The sequence below is a fragment of the Streptomyces coffeae genome (assembly GCF_016741875.1).
GTDB lineage: Bacteria > Actinomycetota > Actinomycetes > Streptomycetales > Streptomycetaceae > Streptomyces > Streptomyces coffeae.
Genome location: NZ_JAERRF010000006.1, coordinates 353,516 through 369,068 on the forward strand (window position 1 = coordinate 353,516; position 15,553 = coordinate 369,068).

General features: G+C 71.5%; 14 protein-coding genes and 1 pseudogene. 7 read left to right on the forward strand and 8 right to left on the reverse strand.

Annotated elements, in window-relative coordinates; genetic code table 11:
* The first annotated feature begins 16 nt into the window (after positions 1-16).
* Both JK363_RS12830 and JK363_RS44625 read left to right on the forward strand, forming a co-directional pair.
* Positions 17-1,075 (forward strand): NAD(P)/FAD-dependent oxidoreductase, encoded by a 1,059-nt coding sequence (locus JK363_RS12830; RefSeq protein ID WP_201874951.1) that lies wholly within the window; start codon positions 17-19, stop codon positions 1,073-1,075.
* A gap of 29 nt (positions 1,076-1,104) precedes the next feature.
* Complete coding sequence (locus tag JK363_RS44625) at positions 1,105-1,320, forward strand: class I SAM-dependent methyltransferase (RefSeq protein WP_201875067.1); 216 nt, start codon at positions 1,105-1,107, stop codon at positions 1,318-1,320.
* Here the strand turns inward: JK363_RS44625 and JK363_RS12840 are convergent.
* From JK363_RS12840 to JK363_RS12850, 3 genes are all read right to left on the reverse strand, one after another.
* Positions 1,229-2,308 carry an acyltransferase family protein gene (locus JK363_RS12840; protein ID WP_201874952.1) on the reverse strand — a complete coding sequence of 360 codons (1,080 nt, stop codon included), beginning with the start codon at positions 2,306-2,308 and terminating at the stop codon, positions 1,229-1,231. The genes JK363_RS44625 and JK363_RS12840 overlap by 92 nt on opposite strands.
* A 76-nt stretch (positions 2,309-2,384) precedes the next feature.
* Positions 2,385-3,080 (reverse strand): dihydroxyacetone kinase subunit DhaL, encoded by a 696-nt coding sequence (gene dhaL, locus JK363_RS12845; protein ID WP_201874954.1) that lies wholly within the window; start codon positions 3,078-3,080, stop codon positions 2,385-2,387.
* A gap of 74 nt (positions 3,081-3,154) precedes the next feature.
* A complete protein-coding gene (locus JK363_RS12850; protein ID WP_201874957.1) occupies positions 3,155-4,153 on the reverse strand; it encodes a dihydroxyacetone kinase subunit DhaK in 999 nt (332 codons plus the stop codon).
* Positions 4,154-4,486: 333 nt separating this feature from the next.
* Between JK363_RS12850 and JK363_RS12855 the strand changes: the two genes are divergently transcribed.
* Positions 4,487-5,284: an SDR family oxidoreductase gene (locus JK363_RS12855; RefSeq protein ID WP_307821704.1), complete on the forward strand. Its 798-nt coding sequence runs from the start codon at positions 4,487-4,489 to the stop codon at positions 5,282-5,284.
* 57 nt (positions 5,285-5,341) lie between these two features.
* Here JK363_RS12855 and JK363_RS42305 read toward each other — a convergent pair.
* Positions 5,342-5,614 (reverse strand): annotated as a pseudogene (locus JK363_RS42305) (hypothetical protein); the annotation flags it as partial.
* Between the two features lie 389 nt (positions 5,615-6,003).
* Between JK363_RS42305 and JK363_RS12865 the strand changes: the two are divergent.
* Positions 6,004-8,049 carry a spermine/spermidine synthase domain-containing protein gene (locus JK363_RS12865; protein WP_201874959.1) on the forward strand — a complete coding sequence of 682 codons (2,046 nt, stop codon included), beginning with the start codon at positions 6,004-6,006 and terminating at the stop codon, positions 8,047-8,049.
* Between the two features lie 94 nt (positions 8,050-8,143).
* Here the strand turns inward: JK363_RS12865 and JK363_RS12870 are convergent, their stop codons facing one another.
* The gene (locus tag JK363_RS12870; RefSeq protein ID WP_201874960.1) at positions 8,144-9,256 is read right to left on the reverse strand and encodes a hypothetical protein; all 1,113 of its coding nucleotides are present in this window, start codon (positions 9,254-9,256) and stop codon (positions 8,144-8,146) included.
* A 287-nt stretch (positions 9,257-9,543) separates the two neighbouring features.
* On the opposite strand from JK363_RS12870, the gene JK363_RS12875 reads away from it, so the two are divergent.
* Together JK363_RS12875 and JK363_RS12880 are read left to right on the forward strand one after the other, a co-directional pair.
* On the forward strand, positions 9,544-11,049 hold the full coding sequence (locus JK363_RS12875; protein ID WP_201874961.1) for an FGGY-family carbohydrate kinase: 1,506 nt from the start codon (positions 9,544-9,546) through the stop codon (positions 11,047-11,049).
* 50 nt (positions 11,050-11,099) lie between these two features.
* The gene (locus tag JK363_RS12880) at positions 11,100-11,744 is read left to right on the forward strand and encodes a hypothetical protein (protein WP_201874962.1); all 645 of its coding nucleotides are present in this window, start codon (positions 11,100-11,102) and stop codon (positions 11,742-11,744) included.
* 18 nt (positions 11,745-11,762) lie between these two features.
* Here JK363_RS12880 and JK363_RS12885 read toward each other — a convergent pair whose 3' ends face one another.
* The 3 genes from JK363_RS12885 to JK363_RS12895 all read right to left on the reverse strand — a co-directional run bounded on the left by JK363_RS12885 (position 11,763) and on the right by JK363_RS12895 (position 14,323).
* Positions 11,763-12,728 (reverse strand): D-2-hydroxyacid dehydrogenase family protein, encoded by a 966-nt coding sequence (locus JK363_RS12885; protein WP_201874963.1) that lies wholly within the window; start codon positions 12,726-12,728, stop codon positions 11,763-11,765.
* A gap of 123 nt (positions 12,729-12,851) precedes the next feature.
* The gene (locus tag JK363_RS12890; RefSeq protein WP_201874964.1) at positions 12,852-13,724 is read right to left on the reverse strand and encodes an alpha/beta fold hydrolase; all 873 of its coding nucleotides are present in this window, start codon (positions 13,722-13,724) and stop codon (positions 12,852-12,854) included.
* Complete coding sequence (locus JK363_RS12895; protein WP_201874965.1) at positions 13,721-14,323, reverse strand: TetR/AcrR family transcriptional regulator; 603 nt, start codon at positions 14,321-14,323, stop codon at positions 13,721-13,723. The genes JK363_RS12890 and JK363_RS12895 overlap by 4 nt, the downstream gene beginning before the upstream one ends.
* Before the next feature lie 384 nt (positions 14,324-14,707).
* Between JK363_RS12895 and JK363_RS12900 the strand changes: the two genes are divergently transcribed.
* Positions 14,708-15,475, forward strand: a complete 768-nt coding sequence (locus tag JK363_RS12900; RefSeq protein ID WP_201874966.1) for a prephenate dehydrogenase — start codon at positions 14,708-14,710, stop codon at positions 15,473-15,475.
* Positions 15,476-15,553: the final 78 nt, after the last annotated feature.

Below are 15,553 nucleotides of genomic sequence, written 5' to 3' on the forward strand. Positions count from 1 at the left end.
AACGGAGGTACCGCGCATGAACGGATATGAGGAACACGGCGAGCGGGCTTACGACGTCGTGGTGGTCGGCGGTGGCGCGGCCGGGCTGAGCGGGGCGCTCACCCTCGGCCGGGCACGGCGCTCGGTGCTGGTGATCGACGCCGGGCAGCCGCGCAACGCCCCCGCGGAAGGGGTGCACGGCCTTCTCGGACACGAGGGCACACCACCCGCCACCCTGCTGGCCAACGGCCGTGCCGAGGTGCGCGGCTATGGCGGCGAGATCGTGGACGGCACCGTGGTGGCGGCCGAACGCCGGGCCACCGGCGGCTTCCGCGTCACCCTCGCCGACGGCACCGCGGTCCGCGCCGAACGGCTGCTGGTGACCACCGGCCTCGTCGACGAACTGCCCGCGGTGCCCGGGGTGGCCGAGCTGTGGGGCACCGATGTGCTGCACTGCCCGTACTGCCACGGCTGGGAGGTCCGCGACCAGGCGATCGGCGTTCTGGCCGGCGGGCCGCACGCGGTGCGTCAGGCACTGCTCTGGCGGCAGTGGAGCGAGAACATCACCCTCTTCCTGCACACCGGGCCCGAGCCGGGGGACGAGGAGTACGAGCAACTCGCCGCACGGGGCGTCGCCGTGGTGGACGGCACCGTGGCCGCACTGGAGACGGCCGGTGGCAGGCTCTCCGGGGTGCGGCTCGCCGACGGGCCGGTGATCGCCTGCCGCGCGCTGGTCACCGCACCGTACTTCGCCGCCCGCGCGGACTTCCTGGCCTCCCTCGGTCTGGAGCCGACCGGTCAGGAGATGGCGGGCCACGAGATCGCCCGCAGGATCGAGGCCGACGCGACGGGCGCCACCGCCGTCCCCGGGGTGTGGGTCGCGGGCAATGTGGCCGACCCGCTCGAGAAGGTGGCCGGCGCCGCCGCCTCGGGGGTGCACGCGGCCGCGGCCATCAACGCCGACCTGGTGGCCGAGGAGACCCGCCGCGCGGTGGCCGCGCGGCAGTCGTCGTTCTCCTCGTGCTCCTCGTTCTCCGCGGCGCAGGAACGCGAGGTGTGTGCCCGTGTGCTGGGCGACCGCCGCCACGGACTGTGAACGCCCTCGGCTGACCCCCGGCAGCACCTCTGGACCTCGGTTGCGGTGAGGGCGGCGGCGCCGTCCGGCTCGCCCGGCGGGGCCGGCACGTCACCGCCGTGGACATCTCACAGGTGGCTCTCGACCGGGCCGCCGTCCACACCGCGCCCCGTCTCATGTCGACGTGCGCCGGAACACCCAGTCCATCCGAGGTTCCACCAGCGGGCGGAAGACCCGCCGCACCGGCCCGCTGCACAGCACCGTGATCATCGCCACGGTGGCCGCGGTGACCGTCAGTTCACCCCACGGGGTGTGCAGCCACGGATGGTCGTACCAGTCCCAGAAGCGGGACGCCTTGATGAGGAAACCGTGCAGCAGATAGCCGTAGAGCGTTCCCGTGCCGAGCGCGGTGAACCACATCGCCCGCCCCGGCACCCAGGCCAGGAAACAGGCCGTCAGGGCGAGCGCCAGCAGGAACAGCCCGGGGGTGGTGAGCAGACCGGCCCAGCGTGGGACGTCCAGCCCGGCGACGCTCGTGCGGTGGTAGAACCACTCCGCGTCGAACCACGGCGCCGCCGCGTACGCCGCGCAGAGCACGAAGGCGATGAAGGGCAGGGAGACCAGCCGGGCTTTGCGCGTGCGCAGCCGTGCGAAGTGGCCCGGCCGCAGGGTGAGTCCGACCACGAAGAAGGGGAGGAACGCCAGCACCCGTTGCAGCGACAGATCGCCGCCGGAGTCCGGCGAGATGGAGGCAAGCGCGGCCACCGCCAGCGCGACCGGCACCGGATAACGCAGTGCCAGCCACAGGGGTGTGGTGAGCCGCCAGATGAACAGCGCGGCCAGGAACCACATCACATACCAGGGGTCCAGCAGACTGAACGGTTCCCCCGGGTTGTCCAGCACCCACCGGGAGAAGAGGGTGTACGCCACCTCGAAGACCAGGTACGGCACCACCACACTGCTGATGAGCCGTCGCACCCGGCCGGGCGCCAGATCGAAACTCCGCGAGAAGTAGCCCGATATCAGTGCGAAGGCGGGCATGTGGAAGGCGTACACCATGAGGTAGACCGCAGTGGCGGCGCGGCTGTCGTAGGTGAGCGGTTCCCAGGCGTGGCCGCAGGCCACCAGCACGATCGTCAGGTACTTCGCATTGTCGAAGTACGGGTCGCGGGTTCTGGATCCGGACCCGTCACCGCCCTTGGGCCGTGTCGCGGCCGGTGGTGTGGTCACTCGGGCGGTCGTGTCCTGTTGCATGTGTTTCCCGGGCACCTTCGGTAAAGACGGCAACGCGTCCCGTGCGCCTGCCCGGTTCGGCCCGGTCCATGCGGAATCAGCGGTCCGGGAGCCGGTCCAGCACGGTGACCTCCTCGTTCGCGGAGGCGAACAGCAGGGCGACGGCCAGGGCGCCGGGGTCCGGGACGCCACGGGAGTGGTCGCCGGTGTAACTGGCGCGCCCGCGCCGGGCGCGCAGACCGCTGGTGGAGCGGGCCCCCTGGTGGGCGGCGACCGCGGCCAGATGGAGCGCGGCCGCCGGGTCGGCGGTCGGTGGGCATGCGGCGAGTGCCTTTGCGGCCGGGACGAGGGCGTCCACCATCGTCTTGTCGCCGACATCGGCCTCTCCGACGCGCTGGATCGCGGCCACACCGGCGGCGGTCCCGGTGGCGAGCGCGGCGGTGCCGGGGAGGGCGGGGGAGGCGTCGTACAGCGCGTCGGCGAGCTCCTGGAACAGCAGCCCGAACAGCGGGCCGCTGGTGCCGCCGACATCGTCGAGGAAGACCCGTGCGGCGGCGGCCAGCGGTGCCGCCGGGCCGTCGTCGGCGGACCGCGGAGCGGCCGTCAGCGCGTCGAGGGCGCGGCGCACACCGTCCATACCGGTGGCCAGGTTGGCGCCGAAGTCACCGTCGCCCGCCTGCTGGTCCAGGGCGGTGAGTTCGGGTTCGACGGAGCGTACGGTGGCGGCGAAACGGGTCAGCCACTCCGCGACGCTGTCATGGGTCAGGGCGTGTCGGGCGGGGCGGTCGGGCATGGAGAGGCTCCTCGGGGCGGTCGTGGAGGAAGGACGTGGCACCGTGTTCTGACACGGCGCGGTGTTACGCGGGGTCACAGAGGCCAGGCGGGGGTGCGGGCGGGGGCGTCCCACAGCCGCAGGGTCTCGGCGTCGGAGGCGAGCAGGGTCAGTGAGAAGCCACGCATGTCGAGGGCGCTGACGAAGGTGCCGGTGAGCGAGCGGTCCAGGGCGACGTCACGGGTGTCGAGGGCCTTGGCGAGGGCGTGGCGGATCCCGTACAGCTCCAGGGAGGTGATCGATCCGAGCCCGTTGACGAGCGCGAGCACCCGCGACCGCGACCCGTCGGGAAGCGCGGCCAGCAGTTGGTCGGTCATGGTTTCCACCAGCTTGCCCAGCGGTGCGTGCGGAGTGGTGCCCTCGGCGCGTTCTCCGTGGATGCCCACCCCGAACTCCAGGACGCCCTCGGGCAGACCGAAGGCCGGGGCGCCGGACGCGGGCGCGGTGTGCGCGGCGGCGGCCACGGCCAGACTGCGGGCCCGGCCGGTCAGTTCGGCGCCGAGGGCCGCCAGTTCGTCCAGTCCGCGTCCCTCGTCGGCGGCGGCGCCGAGGATCTTCTCGATGAGCAGAGTGGCACCGGTGCCGCGGCGGCCGACCGCGATGTCGTCGGAGTCGGTGGCGAGATCGTCGTCGATCAGGACGCGGGCGCAGGCGATCCCCTCGTGGTGGAGGCGTTCGGCGGCGATGCCGAAGTTGATGCGGTCGCCGGTGTAGTTCTTGACGATGTGCAGGACTCCGCCGGGCCCGGCGACGGCACGGCTGGCCTCGAAGATCTGCCGGTTGTGCGGCGAGGCGAAGATCCGGCCGGGGCAGGAGGCGTCCAGCATCCCCATGCCGATGAATCCGGAGTGCAGCGGCTCATGACCCGAACCACCCCCGGACACCAAGCCGACACGGCGGGTGGGCGCGGGGTGGCGGGCGCGGAGATAGCCGTGGTCGGGGTGGTACGCGACGAGGTCGGCGTGGGCGGCGGCGAAGCCCGCGAGCGCGTCGGGAACGAGGGACTCGGGCGAGTCACGGAAGTACTGGGGCATGAACGCGGCTCCCTGAGCGAGTGGGGCGGACGGGGTGGACTCGGTGGTCATGCGCCGGACCCGGCGATGCGGTGCCTCAGCCAACGATGGTCGCCGCGACACGGCGGCAGGGTGCTCAGGCTGGACAGCAGCGCGACCCCAACGGCCTACTGTCATACGCCGGTCGTGTGCTTTCCGTACTGCTCCGACGGGCCTGCCGGTCCTGGTCCGAAGGGAGCAACAGCAGCGATCCGCGGGCGGGATCGGGGTACCGGACCTCAACCGTGTCCGCGGACGGGCATGGGTGCGAGCATGCTGACGGCAGATGATCGTCCGCGCGAACAGGGAGTCAGGGTGACGGAGACGAGGACCGGGAACGACGGGGGAGCCGGAGGGGCCGACGCCCCGCTGGCGGGGTGCGCTGTGCTGGTGACCGGCGCCTCCAGCGGCATAGGGGCGGCGACCGCCCGGTCGCTGGCCCGGCAGGGCGCCGATCTGGCGCTGGTCGCCCGCCGCACCGACCGGCTCGAGAAACTGGCGTCCGGCATCCGGGAGCAGGGGCGCTCCTGTGTCGCCCTCACCGCCGATCTGCGGGACTCGGCACAGGCCCGTCAAGCCGTCGAGGACGCCGCGGAACGGTTCGGCCGGCTGGATGTGCTGGTGAACAGCGTGGGGTTCGTGGCCACCGGTGATATCGAGGAGGGCGACTCCGAGAACTGGGAGCGGATGATCGACCTCAACGTCAAGGCGGTGCTGCACACTTCGCAGAAGGCGCTGCCGCATCTGCTGCGGGCGGCGGCGGAGGGCCCGCGCGGGGTGGCCGACCTGGTGAGCGTGAGCTCGGTGGCCGGCCGGTTGGCGCGAGCCCACAACGCCGTCTACTCAGCGACCAAACACGCGGTGGGTGCCTTCAGCGAGGCCCTCCGGCAGGAGGTGACCGCGCGGGGGGTGCGGGTCGGGGTGGTCGAACCCGGTATGACGGCCACGGAGATGACGGCCGACAGCACCACCGGGGCCGTGGCCCGCGGTATGCCGCGCGAGCTGTGGCTTCAGGCCGAGGACATCGCCCGGTCGATCACCTTCATGGTCACCCAGCCCCCGCACGCCGCGATCAACGAGATCCTGGTGCGGCCGACGGCTCAGTCGCACTGACCAGGGAGGACGGAGCCGAGGCGGGGGCCTCCGCCTCGGCTGCCCCGGCGGATGCCGGCTCGTCGTCGGGCAGCCGCAGGAAGAGGGCGAGCACCCGCTGACCACATAGAGCCCCGCGAAGATCCACATGACCCCGGCCACCCCGAGCGGCCCGATCGCGAGCCCGACGATGGCCGGTCCGACGAAGGTGCTCAGCCCTGCCCCGAGATTGAGCACGGACATCGCGGCGCCCTTGTGCTCCGGGGACAGCGACGGCATCAGCGCGGACAGCGGTACGTATCCGGCGAGGGTGGCGCCGTAGACCACTCCGACGGCCACGGCCACCCACACCTCGGCGCCCGCGGCCGGCGGGACGTAGTACAGCTTGTGCCGAGGTCCGCCACCGCGCAGTGGCCGTTGCGCTCATCAGGTGACGGATGGCGTCCCGGGAATCACACGAACGCCGTATTCCGGCGGGTGGATCCGCAGGTGTCCGCACAGGGTGGCGGTGTGCTCTCCGGGTGGCGCGCACCGGGTGTCCCCGCCCGTAGCCTGGAGCGCTGACCTGCGTAAACCATCGGTATGGCCGTTGATGGCCGCCGTATGACGAGGTGTCGGAAGGCCGGTGGGTGTACGCCCCGGTGGCGTACTCCGGTGTTCCACGGAGCCGCCGTACGGCCCACGGCACGGGCCGTGCGGGTGCTCGACCTGCCCCGCCTCGGATGACAGCGTGGGCCGACATGGAGCACAGCCCTGGACCGCAAAACGTGCGCGCGAGGCTGCTGCTGGCCAGCGCCACCATGCTCTTCGTCGAGCTGGCGCTGATCCGGTGGACCGGCGCCAATATCGTCCATCTGAGCTATTTCTCGAACTTCATCCTCTTGGGCTCGTTCCTCGGGATCGGCCTGGGATTCCTCATCCCCGCCGGCCGCGGGCAGTGGCTCACCCGCTGGGCGCCCATTCCGCTGGCCGTCCTGGTCGTCCTGGTACGGGAGTTCCCCGTCCAGGTGCGGCAGAGCAGCGGTGAGGTCATCTACTTCACGGCCGTGAAAACCACCGGACTGCCCCAGTGGGTGACGCTGCCCGTCCTGTTCGGACTGACCGCGCTCATCATGATGGCGATCGGGAAGATGACCGCGGACCTGTTCCGCCGTCTGCCGTCGCTGGAGGCGTACCGCTTCGACCTGTTGGGTTCCCTCACCGGATCGTTGTCCTTCGCGCTGCTGTCCTGGCTGCGCGCCCCATCGGTGGTGTGGGGAGTGATCGCCGCGGTGGCACTGCTCGTCCTGGGCGGCCGCCGCAACACCATCCGGTACACCATCCCGCTCGGGGTGATGGTGGCGGTGCTCGCCCTGGAGACGGTGGCGAGCGGTATCTCCTGGTCCCCGTACTACAAGATCGAGACCAAACGCTCGACCTCGACCGCCCGCGACTACAACATCTCCGCCAACGGGGTGCCGCACCAGAGCATCGCCCCGATGAAGGCGCTGACCAAACCCGGTTCACCGTACAACCAGCCCTACCGTGAGACACCGCGCAACCCCCACCGCAACGTCCTGGTCATCGGGGCGGGCAACGGCAATGACGTGGCCCTCGCCCTCGCCCACGGCGCCAAGCGGGTGGACGCCGTGGAAATCGACCCCCGGTTGCAGGAGATCGGCGCCTCGCTGCATCCGGCCCGCCCGTACGACAACCCCCGGGTGCACGTGCACATCAACGACGGCCGGGCCTTCCTGGAGCAGACGAAGACCCGCTACGACCTGATCGTGCTCGCGCTTCCGGACTCCCTGACCCTGGTGTCGGGGGCCAGCAATCTGCGTCTGGAGAGCTATCTGTTCACCCGTCAGGCATTCGAGGCGGCACACCGCCACCTCGCCCCCGACGGTGCGTTCGCCATGTACAACTACTACCGGCAGAACTGGCTCATCGACCGGTTCGGATCCACTCTCGCCTCCGTCTTCGGCCACGCGCCCTGTATCACCCACTACGGCAACAAGCGGGCCGCGGTCATGGTGGCGGGCGTCACCGCGCGCGACCAGTCCTGCGCCCACTCGACGTGGCAGCCCTCGGGCAAGGTGCCCACCGCCGCCACCGACGACCACCCGTTCCCCTATCTGCTGCACCGCACCATCCCCGGCCTCTACATCGGTGTGCTCAGCGCGATCCTGTTGGTGACCCTGGTGTCGGTACGGATGACCGGTGTCCGCATCCGGCGCACCGCGGCCTACACCGACATGTTCCTGCTCGGGGCCGCCTTCATGCTCCTCGAGACCAAGAACGTGATCGGCTTCGCGCTCTACTTCGGCACCACCTGGCTGGTCAACGCCATGGTGTTCGCGGGTGTGCTGATCGCCGTCCTGTGCGCGGTGGAAGTACGGCGCCGGATGCGCAGGGTCAACCAGCTCGCCCTGCAACTGCTGCTCTTCGCCACCCTGGCCATCGCCTGGCTGATCCCGACCGACCTGGTGCTCGGGCTGCCGTTCGCGGGACGTCTCGCCGCCGCGATCGCCCTGGCCTTCGCGCCCATCTTCTGCGCCAACCTCATCTTCTCCGACCGGCTGGCCGCGGCCTCCGATCCCACGGCGGCCTTCGGGGCCAATCTGCTGGGCGCCCTCACCGGCGGTGCCCTGGAGTACCTGGCCCTCCTCACGGGCTACCAGGCCCTCCTGCTGGTGGTGGCCGTGCTCTACGCGGGCGCCGGCATCACCATGCGGTTCACCCGCCCCGGCTCCCAAGAGATCCCCGTCAAGGAACCGCTCACGGTGCCCGCGGCGCCCCGTACCTGATTCCCTTCACCGAACCACTGGCTCACTTCCACCCGCCGCCCCCGCCTCCCGGAACACTCCGGAGGACGGGGGCGGTCCCATGTGGCCACGGGTTTCACTCGTACATGATGTAGTCCGGCCGCGGCCGGAGGGCCAGCACCTCCTTGGGGGTCATCAGCCGGCTGCCCTCGGCGTCCTCGTCGTAGAAGAGCTTGAAACCGGTGCGCAGCCCCTCCGGCTGGTCCTTGACGAGCTTGCGCCAGGTGCTCCGCTTCATACCGGGCGATCCGATCCCGTCCGCGCTCTTGATCACCACCACACCGGGCTGCGGGCGCAGCGCCGACTGGTCGCGTACCACGGAGACGGCCACCTGGTGGTAGACCATCGGCTTCTGTGGCAGATCGTGTTCGGCCACCAGCTTCGACAGATAGCGGGCCACCTCGGTCAGCTCCTTGCCGCTGGTGTGGCCGTAGGTGTCGCCCGGCACCTCCCCGGGACCCATGTCCCACTCCGGATCCAGCGCTATGCCCACATCGGGGTGGACGAGCCAGCTGCGCAGCGCCTTCACCTCGTCCAGGGCGGAGGACCGGCCCGGCTGGATGTTGAGCAGCAACAGGGCGCGATGGCGCTTGGCGGCCTTGTGGAAGCGGCGGATCGTGGTGTCGGGTGTCCGCGAGCGGTAGGTGCCGTCGGGGCCCGCGCTGCTGTTGGCGACGGCGGCGAGGAGCTCCAGCACGGGCTGCGGTTCCCGCCCCGCGGCGTAGGCGCGTGCGGTCTTCTCGATCTCGGCGACCCGGTCGTCGAGATCGCCGGTGCCCAGGCGGCCGAGCGCCGCCGCACCGGGCAGTCCGCAGTAGCCCACCAGCCGGTACCTCGACAGCTCCCGGCCACCGCGGGGGAGTTCGGGACGGCGCTTGGCCGGGTGGGTGGTCCGGGCGTTGCGACCGGACCCCGAGGGAGAGCGTTCGGCACCTCTGGAAGGCCCCGGGGACGTGGACGGCCGGGCGGACGCCGAACCCTTCGCGGGTGCATCCGAGCCGACCGTGCTGTCCTGCTCACCGCATCCGGCGACCAGGCCGAGTCCGGCCGCCGCCGTCGCCGTGAGCAGTCCGCGCCGGGTGGGCGGCGATGTCCGGGGGCGGCCCGCGCCGTCCCCGGGCCGCCGGGCCTCCCGCCGGGCAGACACATCGTCATCCGGTGCGGTCTTCCCCGATGTGCTGTGAGCCACGTTCCCTCCGTCCGCGGTGCCCGGGAGGGGCCGGGCACCGGGTCTGTTCTGCGGGCCGATGGGGCTGTCCGTGCCCTCGAGCCTCTCCGGAACGACCGGAGGCGAAACGGAACGATGGCCACTGTGTGACGAAGAGCAATCGGGGGATACGTACCGTGTGCCACGCCGCGGTTGCGGACCGCCGCTACGCGGTGGCGGGCCGGGCAAAGGGCCGACGGTCGCGGAGTCGGGGGCACCCTGGTGACCAGGAAGACGATCCGGCTCCACGAGAGGCCCCGAGGAACGACATGACCCTGCTGATCGGCATCGACATCGGCACCTCCGGCTCCAAGGGCGTCCTGGTCGGAACCGACGGCGCCCTGCTGGCCCGGGCGTCCCGCGAGCACACCACCGCCACCCCGCGACCCGGCTGGGCCGAACACGACGCCCGGACCGTGTGGTGGCGGGATCTGACGGAGCTCAGCGCCGAACTGCTCGCCGCCGTCCCGGCGGGGGAGCGGATCGGCGCGGTGGGTGTCAGCGGTATCGGCCCCTGTCTGCTGCCCACCGATGCCGATGCCACTCCGCTGCGCCCGGCGATCCTGTACGGGGTGGACACCCGCGCGGGCGAGCAGATCGCCGCCCAGCGGGAACGCTACGGCGAGTGGCAGGTGCTGGAACGCTGCGGCTCACCGCTCACCAGCCAGGCCATCGGCCCCAAACTGGCCTGGGTGCGGGAGCGGGAGCCCGAGGTCTGGGCCCGCGCCCGCCGCTGGTTCATGGCCAGTTCGTATCTGGTGCACCGGCTCACCGGTGCGTACGTCCTCGACCACCACTCCGCCAGCCAGTGCACCCCGCTGTACGACCTGCGGCGCGGCGCCTGGATCGAGGAGTGGTGCGAGGAGATCGCGCCGGGTCTCCAACGGCCGCGTCTGGTCTGGCCGTCGGAGGTGGTCGGCGAGGTGACCCCGGAGGCCCAGCGCACCACCGGCATCCCCGCGGGCACCCCGGTGATCGCGGGCACCATCGACGCCTGGGCCGAGGCCACGGCCGTCGGGGCCACCGTGCCCGGCGATCTGATGCTGATGTACGGCACCACGATGTTCCTGGTCAACGTGGTCGCCGAGGCCGCCCCCGATCCCCGGCTGTGGTCCACCCGGGGCGCCTTCCCGGACACCTACTGCCTGGCGGCGGGCATGGCCACCTCCGGCGCCGTCACCGGATGGCTGCGCGACCTCACCGGCGCGGACTACGACACCCTCGTGGCCGAGGCCGCGGCCATCGCCCCCGGCGCCGAAGGGCTGCTGATGCTCCCGTACTTCGCGGGCGAGCGCACACCGCTCTTCGACCCCGACGCCCGCGGACTCGTCCTCGGGCTGACCCTGCGCCACGGCCGGGGACACCTCTACCGCGCGGCGCTGGAGGCCACCGCCTTCGGGGTGCGGCACAACCTGGCCGCCATGGAAGCGGCGGGCGGGGACATCCGCCGGGTGACGGCCGTGGGCGGCGGCGCCCGGGCGCTGTGGACCCGTATCGTCTCCGATGTGACCGGACGGGCCCAGGACGTCCCCCGGTACACCACGGGCGCGGCCTACGGGGACGCGTTCCTCGCGGCGGTCGGGACGGGCCGTGCGGTGGCGGCGGACATCGCCGGGTGGAATCCGGTCGCGCACACGGTGGAACCCGATCCGGCGACGGCGGGGACGTACGACGAGCTCTACCGCCTCTATCGCGAGCTGTACCCGGCCACCCGTGACGCGGCGCATGCCCTGGCCGCGCGTCAGCACGCCGCAGCGGACGGGCCGCCGTTGTAAGCCCCACGGCGGTGGCACCGCTGTCGGTGCCACCGCCTACCGTGCGGGACATGGGAGTGACCTCGGCCTGGGCCATCAGCGCCCACCACGACACGTTCATCGACACCCTCGCCCCGCGAATGCTGCCGCTGATCGTGGCGGAACGCGCCGCGCCCGAGGCGCAGCGGCAGTGGCGGCGCTGGCAGGATCGGCCGCTGCCCGACTGGCGGGCGTGGGGGGAGAGTTTCGGGTGCCACGACGAGACGGAGCGGGCGGACCTGGACTCCTTCGTACAGCTCACCACCGCCGGAGAGCACATGCAGGAGCTGTACAGCGGCGGCGACCGGGACGACCCCTTCTGGATCGTCGACGATGTGTGGGAGCGCGGTGCGGACCCGGACCGGATGTTCTTCTCGGCGCACAGGAAGGACTACGCGGTGGCGTCCCTCTTCCACGCCATCGGGCCCAGCCGGGCGGCGCTGCTGCCCGGCTGGTGCGGGAACTTCCTGCTCACCTCGGCCCAGATCCGGCAGACCCTGCCCCTGGTGGAGCGCGCGCTCGGCTTCACCCCCGAGGAGCGCATCGCCGCGGAGGAGCAGGACCGGCTCGACTACTCCGCGGACGAGGAGAGCGTGTTGGACGGACCGCTGCGGCAGTGGCGTGATGCCGCCGCGGCCGGACTCGGCCTGTGCGGGGCCGCGTTGCACCTCTACTGACGGCTGACGCGGAACGGCCTACCGCGCGGTGAGCACCCGGACCGGATCGTCCGCGAGGTAGGCGCGGATGTCCTCGACCGCCTGCGTGAAGAACCGCTCGTAGTTGTTTCGCGTGACATAGCCCAGATGCGGTGTGGCCAGCAGATTCGGCAGCGAACGGTAGGGGTGGTCCGGCCCCGGCGGCTCCTCGTCGAAGACATCGACCCCCGCGCCCGCGATCCATCCACCGCGCAGGGCGTCCGCGAGCGCGCGCTGATCCACGATCGCCGCGCGCGAGGTGTTGACGAGGAACGCGCTGGGCCGCATCCGCCGCAACTCCGCGGTGCCCAGCAGTCCGCGGCTGCGGTCGCTGAGCACCAGATGCACCGAGAGGAAATCGCTGCTCTCCAGCAACTCCTCCAGGGACGAGGCGAGCCGGACACCCTCGGCCTCCGCCCGCTCCGCCGTCAGATTCCGGCTCCAGGCGGCCACCTCCATGCCGAACGCCCGGCCGATCCGTGCCACTTTGGCACCGATCTTGCCCAGCCCCAGCAGTCCGAGGCGGCTGCCGTGCAGATCGGTGCCGACCGTGCTCTGCCACGGTCCGCCGTCGCGCAGCGCGGTGCTCTCGGGCACCACATGGCGGGCGAGTCCGAGGATCAGCGCCCAGGTCAGCTCGACGGGCGGCTCCGAACTGCTCGCCGTACCGCAGACGGTCACCCCGTGCCGGGCGGCCGCCGCCAGATCCACGGAGGCGTTGCGCATCCCCGTGGTGACGAGCAGCCTCAGCCGTGGCAGCCGGGCGAAGATCTCGGCGGGGAACGGGGTGCGCTCCCGCATGATGACCACGATCTCGCAGTCCCCGACCGCCTCGACCAGCGCGTCCTGATCGGCGATGTGGTGCCGGTGCACGACCGCGTCCACCGTGTCGCGCAGCTGAGACCAGTCGGCCATCGACAGCGCCACGTCCTGGTAGTCGTCGAGCACCGCGCAGCGCCGCTTCATCGCTGTCCTTCCGCCTGGTAGGGGTATGTCGTTTCTACCACCCGGCTCCACCACCCACCTCTACCACTCGGCTCCACGACCCGGCTCCACCATCCGGCGGAAGCCGCCGGGGCGGGCCGGGGCTCACCCCAGGGTCGCGGACAGCGCCTCGGCGAACTCCGCCGGATGCTCGGCGAGGCCCACATGGCCACCGGGGAACTCCACCACCTCGCCGCCGAATCGCTCCGCGAGCAGCGCGGCCGGACGCCGGAGGAGCTGTCCCCGGGACTCCCGGCCCGCGGCCAGGACCAGCCGGTCCGCCACCCTCTCCAGCGCGGCCACATCCGGCACATGGGTGGTGAACTGGCGCAGGATGTGCTCCAGGAAGTACGGCGTATTGGCATGCATCCGGCTGACCATATGGGTCAGATGCGGCGGCAGTTCATCCACCGGCGGACTCGCGGGCCGGTCCTCCTGCCGTTCCCTCTCCTGGCCCCCGCCGCCGGTTCCGGCGCTCATCACCGCCATGGCCGCCGCGACCCCCTCACGGCGGTACGCCGTGTGCACCTCGGCGAAGAACGCCCGGTGGCGCTCGGCGTCGGGCAGCAGCTCCACCACCGGAGGCTCGTGGGCCACCACCAGCCGCAGCCGCTCCGGGTGGCGGGCCAGCAGGTCCAGCGCGGCGATGGCGCCGGAGCTGGTGCCGAACACACAGGCCGGTGCGCCGTCCGGCGCCACCTCCTCGAGCAGACGGTACGCGTCCTCGCTGTGGCGCTCGACCCGCTGGTCCTCCAGCGGGCCGTCGAGCGAGCTGCGGGACATCCCGCGCGGGTCGTAGGAGACCACCGTCCAGCGGTCGGTGAAGACGGGCGCCACTGTGTCGAAGAGGGCGGCGTCGGCGGATCCGCCCGGTATCAGCAGCAGCACCGGGCCGCTGCCGCGCACCTCGTAGTGGAGGGTCGCGCCGGGTACCCGCAGGCTGCCGGTCAGGGGTTCGCCGCTGGTGTGCGTGCTCATGAGGTGCGTCGCTTTCCGCTCGTTCGGGACCCGGAAGAGGGCCAGTGCTCCAGTGCGATGTGCAGAGCCTCGACGGTCCGCTCCCATGACGCCCGGAGGTCACGGGGGTGTCCGAAGCCGCCGTTGGCCTCAAGGCTGACGAAGCCGTGGAAGGTGCTGCGCAGCAGCCGTACCGCATCGGTCAGATCGGGTTCCGACAGCCCGTAGCCGCGCAGCATCGAGTAGGTGAGGTCGATCTTGCGCCGTCCGCCCGCCGATGCGGCGGCCGTCGCGGGGTCGATCTGGATCTGGGTGGCGGCGTAGCGGCCGGGGCGCTCCAGCGCGTAGTTGCGGTAGGCATCGGCGAACGCCACCAGGGCGTCCCGGCCCGAAAGGCCCGCCACCGCCGCCCCGAAGCGGTCCGCGATCTCGTCCGCGGCCAGCAGGGCGATCCGTGCCCGGAGCTCGGAGACGGATCGGATGTGCGAGTACAGGCTCGCGTCCTTGACGCCGAAACTCCGCGCCAGTGCCGACATCGTGACGTTGTCCAGTCCGACGATGTCCGCCAGATCCGCCGCCGCCCGCACCACGCGCTCGGTCGTCAGACCGGCACGAACCATGCGCCACCTCCGTGTTCCTGGTAGAACCTAGGGATCCTAGGGAAAAGGCTAGGGTACACAGGAAGTGTGAGTGTGCACATCGATTAATCCGCCGATGGGGCGGGGTGGCGACCGATCCACCACGCTGCGTCCACCACCGCAACCTGCGCCGACATCAGGTGTTCTGACGTCTCGTCATCGTGTTTGCGGCGCCACTCTTCCGGATGACATCCGGGGTCCGCACACGGTGTCCGGGGCCCGTTTCTTCACCGGAAGTTGGCCTCTCACGAGGGATCCGGACGGCTCCAGTTGTTTTGCGTCGTTGCACACCGGGCACCGCACACTCCTGACAGCAGGCATAATCGCAGCTGCGATGGGCGCAGAGGCCCAGAAAGGGGACGAACGATGGCGCACGCATTGAGCGCGGACAGCAGTGTCGGATCCACCATCGAGGCATTGGAGGCGGAACTCCCTGAGCTTCAGAAGCAACAGCAGGCCCTCAAGGACGATTTGGACGCCGTCACCAAGCGGCTGGAGGCGGTCAGCACCGCGCTGAGCAGCCTTCAGCTGCTCTCCACCGGAGCGGTGTCCGCGGAGGTGGCCACCACCGTGGCCGTGGCGGCGTCGGTTTCCGAGCCCGCCACCGGTGACACGGCCGCCGCCACCGCGGACGTGGCCACCGAGGTGACCGAGGAGGCCGGTGCCGAGGCGGCCGCCACCCGCAAGGCGGCCATCGGCCGTCAGCGCACCAGGGGCAAGGCGAAGTCGGCCACCGGACGGGCCACCAAGACCGCGGCCAAGAAGACCGCGGTCGCCAAGAAGGCCACCAAGAAGGCCGCGGCCAAGGCCCCGAAGTCCACCAAGGCCGCGGTGAAGGCCACCAAGGCGCCCAAGACCGTCGCCAAGGTCGCCAAGACCGCGGCGAAGGCTGCCGACAAGGCCACGGAAGCGGGCACCGGTTCCGAGCGCGCCAGCGGGCTCACGGACAACGTGCTGGCCGCCCTGCGCAAGGCCGGTCGCCCGATGCGCGCTTCCGAGGTCAACGAGGCGCTGGGGCGCGAGGAAACGCGTACCAACGTGAACTCGGTGCGCAACACCCTCGAGCGGCTGCGCTCGACGGACCGGGCCCAGCGCTCCGGCCGTGGCCTGTACGAGGCCGCGGCCACGAGCTGACGGCCTGGCGTCGCGCCCGGTCGGCACCCGCGTACCGCACAACCCTCCTCACCACCCTGGCCGCTGCGCCACCACTCA

Coding starts and splice junctions, on each gene's coding strand:
- JK363_RS12830 (WP_201874951.1), top strand. CDS start 17: ATGAACGGATATGAGGAACACGGCGAGCGGGCTTACGACGTCGTGGTG.
- JK363_RS12840 (WP_201874952.1), bottom strand. CDS start 2,308: ATGCAACAGGACACGACCGCCCGAGTGACCACACCACCGGCCGCGACA.
- dhaL (WP_201874954.1), bottom strand. CDS start 3,080: ATGCCCGACCGCCCCGCCCGACACGCCCTGACCCATGACAGCGTCGCG.
- JK363_RS12850 (WP_201874957.1), bottom strand. CDS start 4,153: ATGCCCCAGTACTTCCGTGACTCGCCCGAGTCCCTCGTTCCCGACGCG.
- JK363_RS12865 (WP_201874959.1), top strand. CDS start 6,004: ATGGAGCACAGCCCTGGACCGCAAAACGTGCGCGCGAGGCTGCTGCTG.
- JK363_RS12875 (WP_201874961.1), top strand. CDS start 9,544: ATGACCCTGCTGATCGGCATCGACATCGGCACCTCCGGCTCCAAGGGC.
- JK363_RS12880 (WP_201874962.1), top strand. CDS start 11,100: ATGGGAGTGACCTCGGCCTGGGCCATCAGCGCCCACCACGACACGTTC.
- JK363_RS12885 (WP_201874963.1), bottom strand. CDS start 12,728: ATGAAGCGGCGCTGCGCGGTGCTCGACGACTACCAGGACGTGGCGCTG.
- JK363_RS12890 (WP_201874964.1), bottom strand. CDS start 13,724: ATGAGCACGCACACCAGCGGCGAACCCCTGACCGGCAGCCTGCGGGTA.
- JK363_RS12895 (WP_201874965.1), bottom strand. CDS start 14,323: ATGGTTCGTGCCGGTCTGACGACCGAGCGCGTGGTGCGGGCGGCGGCG.
- JK363_RS12900 (WP_201874966.1), top strand. CDS start 14,708: ATGGCGCACGCATTGAGCGCGGACAGCAGTGTCGGATCCACCATCGAG.